The organism is Quyinboa mangrovi (assembly GCF_042219825.1).
GTDB lineage: Bacteria > Bacteroidota > Bacteroidia > Bacteroidales > UBA5342 > JBHJHP01.
This window is the reverse complement of sequence record NZ_JBHJHQ010000001.1, coordinates 410048-425864: the sequence shown is the minus strand read 5'-3', so window position 1 is coordinate 425864 and position 15817 is coordinate 410048. Positions and strand designations below refer to the sequence as shown.

At 38.4% G+C, this 15817-nt stretch carries 15 protein-coding genes and 1 tRNA gene; 5 read left to right on the top strand and 11 right to left on the bottom strand.

Annotated features, from left to right (window positions below; genetic code table 11):
• The first annotated feature begins 44 nt into the window (after positions 1–44).
• On the top strand, positions 45–269 hold the full coding sequence (locus ACE1ET_RS01785) for a hypothetical protein (protein ID WP_375726640.1): 225 nt from the start codon (positions 45–47) through the stop codon (positions 267–269).
• Here the strand turns inward: ACE1ET_RS01785 and nadB are convergent.
• Positions 266–1837, bottom strand: coding sequence for an L-aspartate oxidase (nadB, locus tag ACE1ET_RS01780; protein WP_375726639.1), 1572 nt, complete (start codon positions 1835–1837; stop codon positions 266–268). The genes ACE1ET_RS01785 and nadB overlap by 4 nt on opposite strands.
• 80 nt (positions 1838–1917) lie before the next feature.
• Between nadB and ACE1ET_RS01775 the strand changes: the two genes are divergently transcribed.
• The 3 genes from ACE1ET_RS01775 (at position 1918) to ACE1ET_RS01765 (ending at position 3307) form a co-directional block, all read left to right on the top strand.
• A complete protein-coding gene (locus ACE1ET_RS01775) occupies positions 1918–2442 on the top strand; it encodes a ribosome maturation factor RimM (RefSeq protein WP_375726638.1) in 525 nt (174 codons plus the stop codon).
• A gap of 3 nt (positions 2443–2445) precedes the next feature.
• Positions 2446–2823, top strand: a complete 378-nt coding sequence (crcB, locus tag ACE1ET_RS01770; RefSeq protein WP_375726637.1) for a fluoride efflux transporter CrcB — start codon at positions 2446–2448, stop codon at positions 2821–2823.
• 408 nt (positions 2824–3231) lie between these two features.
• Positions 3232–3307, top strand: a tRNA-His gene (locus ACE1ET_RS01765).
• A 469-nt stretch (positions 3308–3776) separates the two neighbouring features.
• Here the strand turns inward: ACE1ET_RS01765 and ACE1ET_RS01760 are convergent.
• From ACE1ET_RS01760 to ACE1ET_RS01750, 3 genes are all read right to left on the bottom strand, one after another.
• Positions 3777–4145: a hypothetical protein gene (locus ACE1ET_RS01760; protein ID WP_375726636.1), complete on the bottom strand. Its 369-nt coding sequence runs from the start codon at positions 4143–4145 to the stop codon at positions 3777–3779.
• Between the two features lie 216 nt (positions 4146–4361).
• On the bottom strand, positions 4362–5228 hold the full coding sequence (locus ACE1ET_RS01755; RefSeq protein ID WP_375726635.1) for a DUF4249 domain-containing protein: 867 nt from the start codon (positions 5226–5228) through the stop codon (positions 4362–4364).
• Positions 5229–5231: 3 nt separating this feature from the next.
• Complete coding sequence (locus ACE1ET_RS01750) at positions 5232–7580, bottom strand: TonB-dependent receptor (protein ID WP_375726634.1); 2349 nt, start codon at positions 7578–7580, stop codon at positions 5232–5234.
• Between the two features lie 517 nt (positions 7581–8097).
• Between ACE1ET_RS01750 and glyA the strand changes: the two genes are divergently transcribed.
• Complete coding sequence (glyA, locus tag ACE1ET_RS01745; RefSeq protein WP_375726633.1) at positions 8098–9378, top strand: serine hydroxymethyltransferase; 1281 nt, start codon at positions 8098–8100, stop codon at positions 9376–9378.
• 73 nt (positions 9379–9451) lie between these two features.
• On the opposite strand, the gene ACE1ET_RS01740 is transcribed toward glyA, so the two are convergent.
• The 7 genes from ACE1ET_RS01740 to ACE1ET_RS01710 form a co-directional block, all read right to left on the bottom strand.
• Entirely contained in the window at positions 9452–10195 is a 744-nt protein-coding gene (locus ACE1ET_RS01740) for a lamin tail domain-containing protein (RefSeq protein WP_375726632.1), read from the bottom strand.
• A gap of 177 nt (positions 10196–10372) precedes the next feature.
• Positions 10373–11449, bottom strand: coding sequence for a chorismate synthase (gene aroC, locus ACE1ET_RS01735; RefSeq protein WP_375726631.1), 1077 nt, complete (start codon positions 11447–11449; stop codon positions 10373–10375).
• An 18-nt stretch (positions 11450–11467) separates the two neighbouring features.
• Positions 11468–12073: an FKBP-type peptidyl-prolyl cis-trans isomerase gene (locus ACE1ET_RS01730; protein WP_375726630.1), complete on the bottom strand. Its 606-nt coding sequence runs from the start codon at positions 12071–12073 to the stop codon at positions 11468–11470.
• Between the two features lie 109 nt (positions 12074–12182).
• A complete protein-coding gene (locus ACE1ET_RS01725) occupies positions 12183–13361 on the bottom strand; it encodes a MalY/PatB family protein (RefSeq protein WP_375726629.1) in 1179 nt (392 codons plus the stop codon).
• A 237-nt stretch (positions 13362–13598) separates the two neighbouring features.
• Positions 13599–13784, bottom strand: coding sequence for a hypothetical protein (locus ACE1ET_RS01720; RefSeq protein ID WP_375726628.1), 186 nt, complete (start codon positions 13782–13784; stop codon positions 13599–13601).
• Positions 13785–13985: 201 nt separating this feature from the next.
• Positions 13986–14576 (bottom strand): RNA polymerase sigma factor, encoded by a 591-nt coding sequence (locus ACE1ET_RS01715; RefSeq protein ID WP_375726627.1) that lies wholly within the window; start codon positions 14574–14576, stop codon positions 13986–13988.
• Positions 14577–14753: 177 nt separating this feature from the next.
• Positions 14754–15614 carry a sigma-70 family RNA polymerase sigma factor gene (locus ACE1ET_RS01710; RefSeq protein ID WP_375719276.1) on the bottom strand — a complete coding sequence of 287 codons (861 nt, stop codon included), beginning with the start codon at positions 15612–15614 and terminating at the stop codon, positions 14754–14756.
• Positions 15615–15817 lie beyond the last annotated feature (203 nt).

Genomic DNA, 15817 nt, shown 5'->3' with positions numbered 1-15817 from the left:
AGATCAATTTATTTTTTTGTCAACTATGTTTTAACAAGTCCGGTATGTCTTTAATTAAAGCACTTTTATTAGCACTACTTATATACTTTTTTTATAAAGTACTGGTCTTTTCATTCAGGATCAGAAAAGCATATAAAACAGCACAGCATACAACTGGAAATGACAGCACAAATCACGAAGGAGAAGTAACCATTACCGACAGTCATTCCAAAAAGAAAAAACTTGACAATGATGTAGGAGAATATGTTAATTATGAGGAAGTTGACTAACCCTCATTTTTCTCCGGAAAATCAATTGTATAGTGTAAGCCCCTGCTCTCTTTTCGTTCCTGAGCCATTTTAATAACCAAATACCCAACATTTATTGAATTTCTCAGTTCACAAATATCTTTGAATACAATGGAGCGGTCAAAAAGGTCTTCGGTTTCGCGATAAAGTGTCTCAAGACGGTCAAGTGCTCTTTTCAGACGCAGATTCGAACGCACAATTCCTACATAATTACTCATTACCATTTCCAGTTCCCGTCTGCTTTGTGTAATCAGTACCATTTCTTCGGGCAATCGTGTACCCTCGTCATTCCAGTCTGGCACGCTTGTATTAAAATCGTATTTTTTAAACTGCTTCAATGCATGCAATGCTGCCGAATCAGCATATACAATAGCTTCAAGCAATGAATTTGACGCTAATCTGTTTGCACCATGTAATCCTGTTGAAGAACACTCTCCTACAGCGTAAAGACGGTTAATGGATGATCTTCCGTCCTTGTCCACAGAAATACCTCCACATAAATAATGAGCGGCAGGTACAACCGGAATCATGTCCTTTGTAATATCAATTCCAACTTCAAGGCACTTACGGGTAATATTGGGAAAATGTGTTTTGGTTTCCCCGGGATCCTTATGTGTCACATCCAGATATACAAAATCCTTACCGCTTATTTTTAATTCATTATCCATTGCGCGAGCCACAATATCTCTTGGTGCCAGGGATCCACGTTCATCGTATTTATACATGAACTTTTTTCCTGCATGATTGCGCAATTCAGCACCATACCCCCGCATAGCTTCGGTTATTAAAAAGCTGGGACGTTCTTTGGGATTATATAAAGCTGTTGGATGAAACTGAACAAACTCCATCCCACTGATAATGCCTTTAGCGCGATAAACCATGGCAATTCCGTCACCGGTAGCAATGCCCGGATTTGTGGTGGTTTGGTATATATTCCCGATACCTCCGGTTGCCACAAGAGTAACCCTGGATAAAAAGGTGTGAAGGGTACGCTTTTTAATATTCAGTACATATGCACCGTAGCATTCTATATCCTTATTCCAGCGATGAACCGTTTTTCCGAGATGATGCTGGGTAATCAGATCAACTGCAAAATGGTTTTCAAGCAAAGTAATGTTCTTATGTTCTTTAACCTTTCGAACCAGGCTGTTCTGAATTTCTTTTCCGGTTTTATCTTTTACATGAAGAATGCGATGTTCACTATGTCCGCCTTCCCTGTGCAGATCAAACTTTCCTTCATCGGTTTTGTCAAAATCCACACCCCAGTTCAGTAGTTGCTTTATCTCTGTTGGCGCATCTTCAACCACCTTTCGCACTACGTCCGGATTATTTATCCCATCTCCCGCAATCATGGTATCTTCGATGTGTTTCTCAAAATTATCAGGATCATACATCACCGAAGCAATTCCACCCTGAGCATAACTTGTATTGGTTTCATACAGGTTCGTTTTAGAAATAATACAAACCGATCCGTAATCTGCAACCTTAAGAGCAAAACTCAATCCTCCAATCCCTGAACCAATTACCAGAAAATCGTATGTGTGCTTCATTTTTTGAAAAATTTGGTCAAAGTTATAAAACAATCAACGTATTAAGGTATAAAACTATAACTTTACGAAAAATTCATTATATGATTCGAACCGGGGATTGCATAAGAATCGGGAAACTGGGTAAGGCACATGGCACCAAAGGTGCATTTAACCTCTCACTTTATGATGCTTTTTTTGATGATGAGGATACCCTTGAATATTTACTGGTGATGTTTGAAGGCTACCTGGTTCCGTTTTTTATAGAAGAGCTTATTTTGACAGATAGCAAGAGCGGAATTATAAAATTCGACCATATACATAAGCCGGAAGATACTCGCGAGTTTGTGAATTGTGAAGTTTATGCAGCACACGATCAGGTGGACTCTCACGATGACCGGAAACAGCAATATAATCTTGAGGGATTTTCAGTAACAGACAAACGTTTTGGGAACCTCGGAAAAGTTCAGGAAGTACAGCTCGATACACCTAATCCGTTATTGTTATCAGAATATAATGATAAAATTATCTATATCCCGTTTAACGACTCAATAATATTATCCATTGAGCCGGACACAAAAACCGTTATTACGGAAATACCTGACGGACTTTTAGATATAAACGATTAAAAGATGCTTAGAACATTACTGATTATTGGAACAGGAGGATTTTTAGGAAGTATTTCACGCTACGGTGTAACATTACTGACAACCAAATGGTGGGGAAATGCTTTTCCATGGGGAACACTGACGGTAAACATTATCGGCAGTTTCTTAATTGGCATTATATATGGTCTTGCCGTTCAGAATGACTGGCTTACCGCTGATTTAAGGCTCTTTCTGGCAATAGGTTTTTGCGGAAGTTTTACTACATTTTCCACCTTTTCGTACGATATTATACAAATGATTAATACCGGCCATTTTATCTATACATCACTCTATGTGGCAGGAAGTATACTTATGGGAATGCTGGCTGTTTTTGCCGGTATCGGATTATTTAAATACGCCTGATGTTAATATGAATATTAATTTATTTGGTTCGTATATTCCTTCATTTTGTCAAACAATATAAAAGCATCATATCCTTTTGTAATAAATAACAAACAAATTAAGACAATACGTTTAAAAATGCATATTTATGAAAGTGAAATGTTAAAATCTTCAAACATTCATTTGTGTTATACAACATAATGTTAAAATTTGTAGTTATTTAAAATTTATCCAATTTTGTCCATGTCCAAAGCAATCACCAAGATTCTTTTTACCTTAACATTCTAGTACCATTTTGAGAAAACTCAGAAAAAGAAACCAGCGATGGTTTCTTTTTTTTTGTGCCAATTTGTAAAAAATAGACGAAAATAATTTTGCAATATTAAGACGGAAACCTATATTTGCACCGCGTTTAAAAAATGCAAATATGGTGGATGTAGCTCAGTTGGTTAGAGCGCTGGATTGTGGTTCCAGAGGTCGCCGGTTCGAACCCGGTCTTCCACCCCTAAGAGCTTCCTGATGATTCAGGGAGCTTTTTTATGCAGAAAACTCAGACCGGGTGAGAAGTCTATACCGACCGAACAAAGTGAGCATCGGGAAACCCGGTCTTCCGCCCCTAAAGGAGGTTGTCCCAAAAGTGATAACAGAATTATCTTTACTTACGGATTGTAAGTAGTTTTTACAAAATTACCCCTAAATCCCCTGAAGGGGACTTAAAGCCTTCCGTCAGAGGACGGAGAGGTTTGGAGGGGTAAAAGAAAGATTGCTTACAATTTATAAGCTCAATATTTTTGTTTGTCTTTTTGGACAGCCTCCTATTTATGTTGAATACTCAGACCGGGTGAGAAGTCTATACCAACCGAATAAAGTGAGCGTGTGGAAATATAGCTTTCAGCCGGTAAAAGCTCCACAGAAAATTATTTAAACATTATAAACGGAATATGTATATGAGCTGAAAGAATCAGGAAGATCATTTATTCGTTACACCATTTTAAAGCCTCATTTCTTGTTGTAAACATTTTTACCTGCCAGTTTGTATCTGCCATTATTCTGACATAGTCATCAACAAGATCTTCTAATTGCTTATTTACGCTTACGATTGCCACCTTTACATGATTGTTCCAATGGCTGGCCTTCTTATCAAGAATACCAATTATTTTCATATCTGCAGCATGCATATTGATGTCACAGGTTTTTGAAAAGTCAAACAACTGGAAATGCATATTTTCCAACCTGCTGTCTCCGTAGATAATATCATCAATTTTAATGATCTCCTTACCTTCAACGCTGGCTCCAAAAGTAACGTACACATTAGAATCGCACCATTCCATAGTATAACTCATGCCGCTAATATAGTACTTTATAAGTTAAGCCAAAAGTCCAATAAGAGAAGTAGTATTTGTTCAGAAATTCTGAAAATTATTCATCCTAAAAGGACCAGTAAGAAAACACAAAGATTAAATAACAGATACGATACCTATGGTTCTCCTGATATTTCTTTAAAATAAAACATTCCATCTGGCCTCAGCGTGTTCAGTAATGCTACTGATTTGGCATATCTATTCCGTATCACCCCCTACAGCTGGCAAATTATATTTTGAGCTGGCACGAGAAACGGCCAGACATGAGAAGAAGCCGATTCCATCATTGCTAACATTGCCAACAATGTTTGCCGGAGGCCCGCTAAAAAGAGGTATATTACCAAAAGACTCAATGTTCACCGCCTGAAGAAAATCGTAATATGCCTCCGAAATCTGAATTTGCTGCAGTGTAAATACATCACCGGGCTTCAACATTTCTGTTGAGTCTTCCTGGTTCAGATATTTAACTACAATTCCATTTGTATAATTTCCGTTAAAGAACTCATCATTGTAAAGTCCCCAGTCCGTAACAGATTCGGGCAATGGTTTACCGTTTACTAAAGATTTAAACAGGTAGTTGTTTTTCTCAGGAGGATCAAGCATAAATAACATTACGCCCACAAAATAATGGTCCGGTCCTTCAATATATGTTCTCAACAGGTTAATTGAATCTATTGGCACAGGATAGGTCATTGTATCCATCGCTCTGTACTCCTCAGGTTCCCCGTCTTCGTTTATATCTACACCCTGTATGACCAGCTCATATTCAGTATTAAACTTTGCCGCAAAATCCTTTGGAGTGTAATACATACCGGCCTCCTTTTCGTTCAAATGTACCGTGTCGCTTCCTTCCAGAATAAAAACAGTTGCATCAGTTACATTAGGAGTTTCTGTTCCATCAAAAAAGTCGGCAGATTTGGTCAGGCGTACCAGGTGTTCCATCGGATCATTCGATATACTCCCATCCACGACAATTCTTGTATAGGACTTATCTATCTGTATATCAATACGCTCAGTACATGAGACCAAAACAGCCATAAACAATATGTAAAGTACTCTTTTCAACCTTTAAAATTTAAAATTATACGTTATGGCCGGTAAAACCGGAAACAAATACGTCATTTCAGCATACAGCAGATTCGGATTGTAATCCTCCTGATAAAAATTGATCGTCCATGCATTATGACGGTTATACACGTTATATACCGAAAGGTTCCATTCACTGTGCCAGCGTTTAGCGGAATTCGGTTTTGGTGTATACGTGATCCCAATATCCAGCCTGTGATAATCGGGCATGCGGTAAGAATTTCGATCTGAATAAACAGGCAGTATTTTTCCTTTATACACAAATCTTCCGGTTGGAAAAGTTACTGCGTTACCTGTGGCATAGACCCAATTAGACGAAACTGAAAAATTATCGCTCAGTTTGTAATTAAATACAACCGAAACATCGTGCGTTTTATCGTATGGTGCCAGATACGTCCTACCATCATTGATCTCAGGAATCTTACGTTCTGCACGGGACAGTGTATAGGCTATCCAACCATTCCATTTTTTTTGGTTGAACCTGACCAACAACTCCATCCCATATGCCTGTCCCTCTCCCACACGAACTTCTCCTTCAAGATACTGGTTCAGGAACAGGTTGGCATGGTCTCTGAAGTCAACCGTATTCTTATATTTTTTATAATAACCTTCAAGGCTAAGCTCTATGCTGTTATCCATAAGATTTTTAAAATACCCCAGTGCAAACTGATTCACCTCCTGCGGTTTAATATTTGGACTTGCAGGAAACCATATTTCAAAAGGTGAACCGGAAGTCGCATTGGATGCAATCTGCATGTACTGATAATTGCGATTATAACTACCCTTAAATGAGGTACTCTTATTAATGATATAGGTAAATCCAATTCTTGGCTCTATTCCCCAGTAGGTGTTGTAAATATCCCACTGACCATGAACAACAGAATCTGTTGGATTATAGTTGTCATCGTAATTATATACGATTGATTCACCCATGCTCTGAAAGGCAGAAATACGCAATCCAAGCTTCAGTTTGAGCCGGTTGCCAATATTGGGATTTACAGATGCATAAATTCCATGCTCAAGTGCCTGCGTTCCTTTGATCACAAAATCCTGAAAAAATGCCGAATCCGATTGTGCGTAAAATGCTCCGGGAGAAAACTGGTGCATGGTTGTACTGAATCCGGTCTGAAGATTTATATTTTCCCGTATATGCCAGTTCAGATCATATTTGACACCAAAATCCTTTACACCCGACACCCATTCAAACGAATTAGTCGCTTCTTCCGGATCATTGTTACCCAGAATATAGCGGTATTGTGTTCCCAGTAGTGTCAGGTCGCTCCAAAGGTTATCGTTAAAAATATGATTCCAGCGTAACGACATGATCTGATTCCCAAACCGCATAGCAAAGGTGCTTTGCCCAAATGTATCATCGCCAAGATAAGCACTTAAAAACACCCGGTCCCTTCTTGAAAAAGTCTGGTTAAGTTTCAGGTTCAGATCATAGAAAAAGAGTTTTGTATCTTTAAACCTTTCTTTATCATACAATTTTAATCCCAGATCAGCGTATGTTCTTCTGCCGGAGAGAGCAAATGTTGTGGTTCTTGAAAGTGATCCCTGCAACATTAAACGTGAGGAGATAGATCCTATTCCACCCTGACCACTAATCTTACCCGGTGTACCGTTTATGGATTTAATATCCAGAAAAGAAGACAATCGTCCGCCGACATTTGCCGGAATATCTCCTTTATAAAGCGTAACATCTTGCACAAAATCGTTATTGAAAACCGAGAAGAATCCCATTAAATGAGAGGCATTATAAACCGGAGCATTATCCAGAAGGATCAGGTTCTGATCGGGAGCACCTCCACGCACACTGAATCCACTGCTTCCTTCTGAGGTGGCCTGTACACCAGGCAAGAGCTGAATAGCCTTAATAATATCCACCTCTCCCATAAAAGCAGGAATACTTTTTATGGTATTTTTATCCAGCTTTTGAATCCCCATTTGAACTGAGCGTACATTCTCATCAGGCTGCTTTCCGGACACATTAACTTCAGAGAGTTGCTTATCAACTGGCTTTAACGGAATTACAACAGGTTTATCCAAAGGAACATTTATGGTCACAGTGGTTTTTTGATAGCCCACAAAGGTAACCATCAACACATATTCCCCCTCTGATAACATCAGCTCAAAATTACCATCAAGATCGGTTGCTGTTCCACGGGCTGTATTTTCAACAAATACAGCAGCACCCGGAAGATGGTCATTCGTTTGGGCATCAAGTACAGTCCCTGAAACCTTATAACTCTTATCCACAGGAAGGATATCCGGCTTCAGATTAAATACTGAGAATATGAATATACAAATCCCTAAAACGTATCTGTTCATAAAATGTGTGTTCAATATAGAAACACCATAAGGTTTAAATTGATCATTAAAAGCTGCAAATCTAAATAAAAAAAGCAACCCGGTGGAAATTATTATGAGAAAGCTATTACTAATATTCCGGGCTGCTAATTTCAGATTTTTACTTAACCAAAAAACATCTTTTATGATTACAACCTTATGACGAAACCTAAGTATTTAAGTTACATTCAGATGTTTTATATTAACATCTTTTATAACAGCAACAGTGTTAATCAGAATATATCTTCCTAAAAATACTTCATAATACATCGCATATATTGTTTCTCTATATTTAGGACTAACCGGACTATCTGTATGGTTCAACTTATTTATTTTGAAAACATTTGAGTTCTTCAGCTTTTTTATTGTTCCTCATCTCATTATACATCAGATTAACACCGGTTTATAAAAGTTTAATAAATGTGACAAAAAAAATTTTCAGCTTATTAATAATGGAGTATTTTTGTCGCATAAAACTCAACTCCTTAATAAACGTATAATGAAAAGGGATACAATAATTTTCAATCTTATCCAGAAAGAATATGAACGCCAGTTAAACGGCATCGAACTTATTGCTTCAGAAAACTTTGTGAGCAACCAGGTAATGGAAGCCATGGGTTCTTACCTTACCAATAAATATGCCGAAGGTCTTCCGGGCAAACGCTATTACGGTGGTTGCGAAGTTGTGGATCAAAGCGAGATTATTGCTATCGAAAGGTTAAAAGAACTTTTTGATGCGGAATGGGCAAACGTACAGCCTCACTCAGGTGCACAGGCCAATGCCGCTGTAATGCTGGCAGTATTAAATCCAGGCGACACCTTCCTTGGTCTTGATCTTGCTCATGGCGGCCACCTTTCTCATGGCTCACTGGTTAACAGTTCAGGAATTCTTTACCGTCCTGTGGCTTATTCTGTAAAAGAAGATACAGGATTAGTTGATTATGATCAGATGGAAGAACTTGCTATTAAGGAGAAACCAAAACTGATTATCGGTGGTGCATCGGCTTACAGCCGCGACTGGGACTACGAACGTATGCGTGCCATTGCCGATAAAGTAGGCGCTTTACTGATGATTGACATGGCTCATCCTGCCGGTCTGATTGCTGCCGGTTTGCTGAAGAATCCGGTTAAACATGCACACATTGTGACTTCAACTACGCATAAAACGTTAAGAGGCCCGAGAGGTGGTATCATCCTTATGGGTGAGGATTTTGATAATCCGTTCGGCAAAACAACTCCCAAAGGTGTGATCCGAAAAATGTCTTCACTGCTTGATTCAGCTGTATTTCCAGGAACACAGGGTGGTCCGCTGGAACACGTAATTGCTGCAAAGGCTGTTGCATTTGGCGAAGCGCTTTCTCCTGAATACAAAGCTTACCAGAAACAGGTTCAGGTGAACGCAAAAGCTATGGCTCAAGCCTTTACAGACAAAGGTTATAAAATTGTTTCAGGTGGAACCGATAACCATTCCATGCTAATTGATTTACGCACCAAATATCCTGAAATCACAGGAAAAATGGCAGAGAACATTCTGGTTCAGGCACACATAACACTGAATAAAAATATGGTTCCGTTTGATGATCGTTCTCCGTTCCAGACTTCAGGAATTCGTGTGGGTACACCCGCAATCACCACGCGTGGTTTAAAAGAAGATATGATGCCCAAAATTGTAGATCTGGTTGACGAAGTTCTGGCCAACATCGAAGACGAATCTATAATTGCTAAAGTTTCGGAAAAAGTAAACGCAATGATGAAACCGTATCCTTTATTTGCAGAATAATAGGTTAATCAATACATAAAGTAAAAGCCGGTAAAAATTTTACCGGCTTTTATCTATTCTCAAATTTATCACATCAAAAAACCAATATTTTAATTGTCTTAGAGTGCTTTTCTGTTTCTACATTTAAGAGGTAAATCCCACTTTCAAAACTGCTTAATTCAATTTCCCCGTAGTTGGCATTCAATCTCTCCCTAAATAAAACAACTCCGTTCAATGCATAGATTTTAACTCTGACAGGATCACTAACAAAATCATTAATCACAATATGAAGCAGATTACCCGATATGTTTGTCCTAAAAAATTCTTTATCCTTACCATTGCCATTTAATGCTGTAACGGAGCAATAGTTTTCCGCCGCGGGACTTGGGGTATCAAATATTATCCAGGCAGTATCGCATTTGCCATAACTTAAGTCGGCATTCAGGGGAGGTAGGGTTACAGAATCAATTACAGTGGTTCCATCGGATTTATACAAGCCAAGATATTCTCCGTTAGACGCAGACAATTTAAAATTTGTGTGAAACTTACCTTGTCCTTCTTCATCATCCGCCCACAACAAAAAATAAGTTCCCGGCTGCATAACGGTAAGAGGATCACCCGAAGGAATTTGCCAGGTATCCACATTATCCTTTAAGATAAGGCCTGCAATATCAACTTCAAAATCATTGGGATTGAAAAGCTCTATCCAATCATCATAATCACCGTAATTATCTTTGATTGTTGAATTGTTGGAGCTTTGAACTTCATTTATAATGATCTGTGCCTGACTATTCAAAATGAAGAATAGAAATAAGAGCGAAAGTGTAGTGGTTTTCATTAGAGGTGTATTTTCAGCAAAATAAGCTTTGCAGGCACAAGTTAGGAATAATAAATATATCATTGAAATAATATACTGAATATTAATAAGATGTACCAGAACGATTAAGCTATCCCGATAGTTGGAGACAAAAAAAACCGCCCTGAAAGAGCGGTTTCTCAATATGTTTAATATTTTTTACCGGTAAATCTTATTTATCAACATCATGTCCAGCATTACCATGGCAGCCATCGATTCTACAATTGGAACTGCACGGGGCAAAACACAAGGGTCATGACGACCTTTCGCTTTTAATACAGTTTCTTTACCTTCACTATCCACGGTATTCTGATCGCGTAAAACTGTAGCCACCGGCTTAAATGCCACCCTGAAATACACATCTTCGCCATTAGATATTCCACCCTGAATACCTCCTGAATGGTTTTTCGTTGTTCTTACCTTGCCATCACGAATTTCAAAGGGATCGTTATGCTGAGAACCTCTGAGTTGAGTTCCTGCAAAGCCGGATCCGTATTCAAACCCTTTTACTGCATTTATACTCAACATGGCTTTTCCAAGTTCAGCATGAAGCTTATCAAATACCGGTTCACCAAGACCAACAGGCAATCCCTGAACAACACCTGTAATCACACCACCAATGGTATCTCCTTCTTTCCTTACCTGGTCAACCAGATCAATCATCTTTTCAGCTATTTTCTGATCCGGACAACGGATAATATTATCCTCAATGGTTGAAAGATCAAGTTCAGTGTAAGGCTTTTCCATGTGCAGATCACCAACACTTGAGGTAAACGCTGTTACCTGGATGCCATGGGCTTTTAGTGCCTGTTTTGCTATTGCTCCCGCAACTACACGGGCAATGGTTTCCCGGGCTGAAGAACGCCCGCCACCTCTGTGATCTCGGACTCCGTATTTGGTTTCATACACATAATCAGAATGCGATGGTCTGTAAACACTCTTCATATTATCATAGTCCCCGCTTCGCTGATCTTTATTGTGTATCAAAAAACCGATGGGCGTTCCGGTTGCTATGCCGTTCAGCACACCTGAAAGTATTTCAACCTGATCTTCTTCTTTTCTTGGTGTGGTTATCCTGGACTGACCAGGTCGACGGCGGGATAATTCATTTTGAATGAATTCAATATCAACCGGTGTACCCGGAGGACAACCATCAATAACACCACCAACGCCTAATCCATGTGATTCACCAAAAGAAGATAATCTGTAGATTTTACCCCAGGTATTTCCAGCCATCGACTTATCTGCTATAAATTAGTTACACCCACAACTTCCACTACCACAGCCACAACTTTCTGCTCCGGCACCGGCTTCAGCGCCACAACTGTCATCGCCACAACCGCAACCACCGCTTCCACAGCTACAACCGCCACTCATTATACCGGCTGCCTCAGCTAATTCGTGCTCACTGGCTTCGCGAACTTCAAGAACCTCACCCTTGAAACACAGATCCTGACCCGCCAACGGATGATTGAAATCCATTTTTACATTGTCATCAGAAATTGTAACAACAGTACCATTTAACCTGTTACCCGAAGCGTCCATCATTGGCACAACATTACCTTCAAAAAGGATCTTGTCGTCAATTTTACCATCCACTTCGAAAATACTTTTAGGCAGATCCACAATGCGGTCTTCCATAATCGGACCGTAAGCATCCAAATGATCAATTACAAATTCATAATTGTCACCTTCTTCCAGACCAACTAAATTATCTTCAAATTTCTGGATCATCATACCTGCTCCAAAAACAAAGGTTAAAGGTGTTTCCTTTACTGCTTTTTCTTTAAGCTCACCCTCAACTCCCCCCGATCTTAACTCGTATGTAAGGGAAACAAATTTATTTCTGTCAATTTTCATCCTTTAAATTATTTTTTTGATGAATAAATTATATACTATTTAAATTCAGTCCTGATAAAAATCAGATAACCTGAAAAATTTTCTGCAAAGATATACTAATATTTATAAACTATAAACCCCTGTTATTAACAGCTTTTTCAATCCTTCGAAGTGCATCTTCAATTACTGTCCTTGGTGCTCCCACGTTTAGACGTTGAAATCCTTCTCCGCCCGGCCCGAAATCCGCACCATTATTCATACCTATCTTTCCTTCTTCAATCATTAACTTCCTCAAATCCTTACTATTAAGCCCCATATCAGTAAAATCGAGCCATAATAAAAATGAGGCTTTAGCATCGAAAGGTTTTACCAGAGGAATATTCCTGTTGATATAATCCAAAGCAAGAGCAAAATTTCCCCGCAGGTAAATTTTTAACTGTTTTAACCAATCATCACCATTTTTAAACGCCTCCATTAAACCAATATACGCAAACATATTACTATGAGCGATATGAAGTGCATTCAGTGCGTCGTAAAATTTCTTTCTCAATTTCAGATCAGGAACAACACAAAATGAAACTCCCAAACCTGCAATATTAAATGTTTTACTTGGCGCCATCAGCGTTATAGAGATCTCTCTGGCCTTTTTAGAAACAGTTGCAAAAGGAATATGTTCATGTCCCGGATGCACCAGGTCGCAGTGTATTTCATCAGAAATTACGAGGATATTATACGCATGACAAATCTCTGCAACTTCCTTTAAAGTCTCCCTTTCCCAAACAATTCCGGCAGGATTATGCGGATTGCTCATAATAAAGACTGATGCTCCTTTTTTTGCTTTCTTCCTGAAATCGTCAAGATCCATTTCGTAACTGTTGCCAACCCTTTTTAACTGGTTGAACACCACATTTCGTTTATTCGCTTTGGGAATACTGATAAACGGCGGATAAATTGGTGATTGTATGATAACATTATCACCTTCTGAAGAAAATGTCTGCAGAGCAACAGCAATGGAAGGCAGTACGCCTGACATAAATTTTATCCATGAAGTATGGATCTTCCAGTTATGATTGCGTTCAATCCACTCAGCAATGATATTGTTCATGGTCCTTGAAGGAACCGTATAGCCAAGCACTCTGTGATTTGCCCTTTTAATCACTTCATCCATTATAAAATCAGGTGTTTCAAAGTCCATATCTGCTACCCATAGCGGCAATATATCATCTGAACCAAAATAATACTGACTGAATTCGTGCTTGTAAGTGGATGTACCTCTGCGATCAATCAGCTTGTCAAAATCATATTTCATGTAATACTTTTTAGGGATGCTATATTTACAAACCCGGATGCCAAGTCATACCAATTAGCAATTGTCATCTCAATATATCGCTTAAAGCTGTATTTGAAAAACAATTAGTATTATAAACAATTCATCCGGCTTTTGTTTACAGGGAAACAAATATAACCGTCGTATCTTAAATACCCGAATAAAAATGAAAGAAATAATTAAAACTTTAAGGCATAAAAAAACCCGGTAAACCGGGTTTTAGTTTTTATGAATATCTTTTTCAGAACAGGATTTTAAATCCAGGTACTCATATGACCGTGCAAATCTTTTAATAAAATCTACCTTGTCCTGAGGCGCTTTACGAATAAATCCTTTTTTAATTCCCAAAGGTGATTCATTAAAATTTCTTGACGTCATTAATCGAAAAGTAAAATGTTTCTGCATAGGCAATTATTTTTTTGTTTTCTACCAAAACGCGAAACAGTATTTACTTATTGTATGGATCCAAAAATATTTTATGTGGTGATTTATGTATAAGCGTATACCACATCAAAACTTTATAAACGGGAGAGCGACTCAAAGCCGCATTCCCGCCCAATGAGGTATTAATGAATTATTTTAAAGAAATAATGTGAAAAAAAATTTTTACAGATTAAGGTCAATGTTTTTTTCTTCAACAATTTTACGCAGGTTAATGATCGCATAACGCATTCTGCCCAAAGCTGTGTTAATGCTCACATCTGTCTGATCTGCAATTTCTTTGAAACTTAACCCCTGGTAAAATCTGCGTTTTACCACATCCTTCTGTTCTTCCGGTAATAACTCAAGTAGACTTGTCACATCATCCAGAACTTGTTTAAATACCAGTTCATCTTCAATATGACCTTCACAATAGTTCAGTGAATTGAACTCATCCTTATCAGAGTCTTCATTGAAGTAGGTATTCTGACCTTTACCTTTACGGTAATAATCAATTACCAGATTATGTGCAATGCGGGTCACCCACGAATAGAAACGGCCGTTTTCAATATACTTCCCCTGTTTCAGTGATTTAATAACCTTAATAAAGGTATCCTGAAATAAATCCTCAGCAAGCTCCTGATTTTTAACGGTGAAAAAGATATATGAATACAACCTGTCCTTATACCTGTCAACAAGAATATCCATAGCTTCGAAATTGCCACGTATAAATTCCTGTACAAGCACGTTGTCATCAAGATTCTTTAGCTCAACCATCTTCTTTATGTATTAGTTAGTTAACGATGGTAGAGTTCACTTCGATAGGCAAATAATGTTTAGTTTGACAAATATTATATCTACAAATAAATGAAACAATTTTGAATTATCCAAATTTAACAAAAAAGAGGCTGCTTTTAACAAGCAGCCTCTCCAATTTAAACTTTGAAATATTTTTTAACCCAGATAAGCTTTCAGAAGTTTGCTTCTGGAATTATGACGTAAGCGTCTGATAGCTTTTTCTTTGATCTGACGAACACGTTCCCGGGTCAATCCAAAACGTTCTCCAATTTCTTCGAGGGTCATTTCCTGTGTATTGATTCCGAAGAACATTTTAATGATGTCTCCTTCCCTTTCAGTTAAAGTGGAAAGCGCCCTCTCAATTTCACGGCATAAAGATTCATTAATCAATGTACGGTCGGCAATCGGAGAATCATCATTCACCAGCACATCCAACAGACTATTGTCCTCTCCTTCCACAAAAGGCGCATCAACAGAAATGTGACGGCCTGATACTTTTAATGTATCGGAAACTTTTTCTGCAGGAAGATCCAATGACTCTGCCAGCTCTTCAGGAGAAGGCTTACGTTCGTTTTCCTGCTCGAATTTAGAAAATGCCTTATTTATTTTATTTAATGAACCAACCTGGTTCAATGGTAAACGCACAATACGTGACTGTTCTGCCAAAGCCTGCAATATAGACTGGCGAATCCACCATACAGCGTATGAAATAAATTTAAACCCTCTTGTTTCATCAAATTTTTCAGCAGCTTTGATTAAGCCGAGGTTTCCCTCGTTAATCAGGTCAGGGAGACTCAATCCCTGGTTCTGGTACTGTTTGGCTACGGAAACTACAAATCGGAGGTTTGCCCGTGTCAGTTTTTCCAACGCGATCCTGTCACCCTTCTTTATCCTCTGTGCCAACTCTACTTCTTCTTCCACAGTGATCAGATCTTCACGTCCAATTTCTTGTAAATACTTATCAAGTGAAGCACTCTCCCTGTTTGTAATCGATTTCGTAATCTTTAATTGTCTCATAACACCATATAAAAATTCAAGGCCGCAAAAGTACGTAAATTAAATATTAATGTCAATTATTTTTTCACGCTTACCCAACGCCGTCCTTAGGAAATATAACAATGCGAACAAATTTAAACCTTTTTAGTTTTAAGTGTCAAGTGTTTTTTTGTTAAAACCTGCTATACAAAACCCAAACGGTTAAAAAAACATATTATTATTGT

Excerpts from the sequence above, each read along its gene's own strand:
- glyA (WP_375726633.1), top strand. The coding sequence starts at position 8,098 with ATGAAAAGGGATACAATAATTTTCAATCTTATCCAGAAAGAATATGAA.
- ACE1ET_RS01720 (WP_375726628.1), bottom strand. The coding sequence starts at position 13,784 with ATGCAGAAACATTTTACTTTTCGATTAATGACGTCAAGAAATTTTAAT.
- ACE1ET_RS01740 (WP_375726632.1), bottom strand. The coding sequence starts at position 10,195 with ATGAAAACCACTACACTTTCGCTCTTATTTCTATTCTTCATTTTGAAT.
- ACE1ET_RS01730 (WP_375726630.1), bottom strand. The coding sequence starts at position 12,073 with ATGAAAATTGACAGAAATAAATTTGTTTCCCTTACATACGAGTTAAGA.
- ACE1ET_RS01715 (WP_375726627.1), bottom strand. The coding sequence starts at position 14,576 with ATGGTTGAGCTAAAGAATCTTGATGACAACGTGCTTGTACAGGAATTT.
- ACE1ET_RS01775 (WP_375726638.1), top strand. The coding sequence starts at position 1,918 with ATGATTCGAACCGGGGATTGCATAAGAATCGGGAAACTGGGTAAGGCA.
- ACE1ET_RS01710 (WP_375719276.1), bottom strand. The coding sequence starts at position 15,614 with ATGAGACAATTAAAGATTACGAAATCGATTACAAACAGGGAGAGTGCT.
- crcB (WP_375726637.1), top strand. The coding sequence starts at position 2,446 with ATGCTTAGAACATTACTGATTATTGGAACAGGAGGATTTTTAGGAAGT.
- aroC (WP_375726631.1), bottom strand. The coding sequence starts at position 11,449 with ATGGCTGGAAATACCTGGGGTAAAATCTACAGATTATCTTCTTTTGGT.
- ACE1ET_RS01750 (WP_375726634.1), bottom strand. The coding sequence starts at position 7,580 with ATGAACAGATACGTTTTAGGGATTTGTATATTCATATTCTCAGTATTT.
- ACE1ET_RS01785 (WP_375726640.1), top strand. The coding sequence starts at position 45 with ATGTCTTTAATTAAAGCACTTTTATTAGCACTACTTATATACTTTTTT.
- ACE1ET_RS01760 (WP_375726636.1), bottom strand. The coding sequence starts at position 4,145 with ATGAGTTATACTATGGAATGGTGCGATTCTAATGTGTACGTTACTTTT.
- nadB (WP_375726639.1), bottom strand. The coding sequence starts at position 1,837 with ATGAAGCACACATACGATTTTCTGGTAATTGGTTCAGGGATTGGAGGA.
- ACE1ET_RS01725 (WP_375726629.1), bottom strand. The coding sequence starts at position 13,361 with ATGAAATATGATTTTGACAAGCTGATTGATCGCAGAGGTACATCCACT.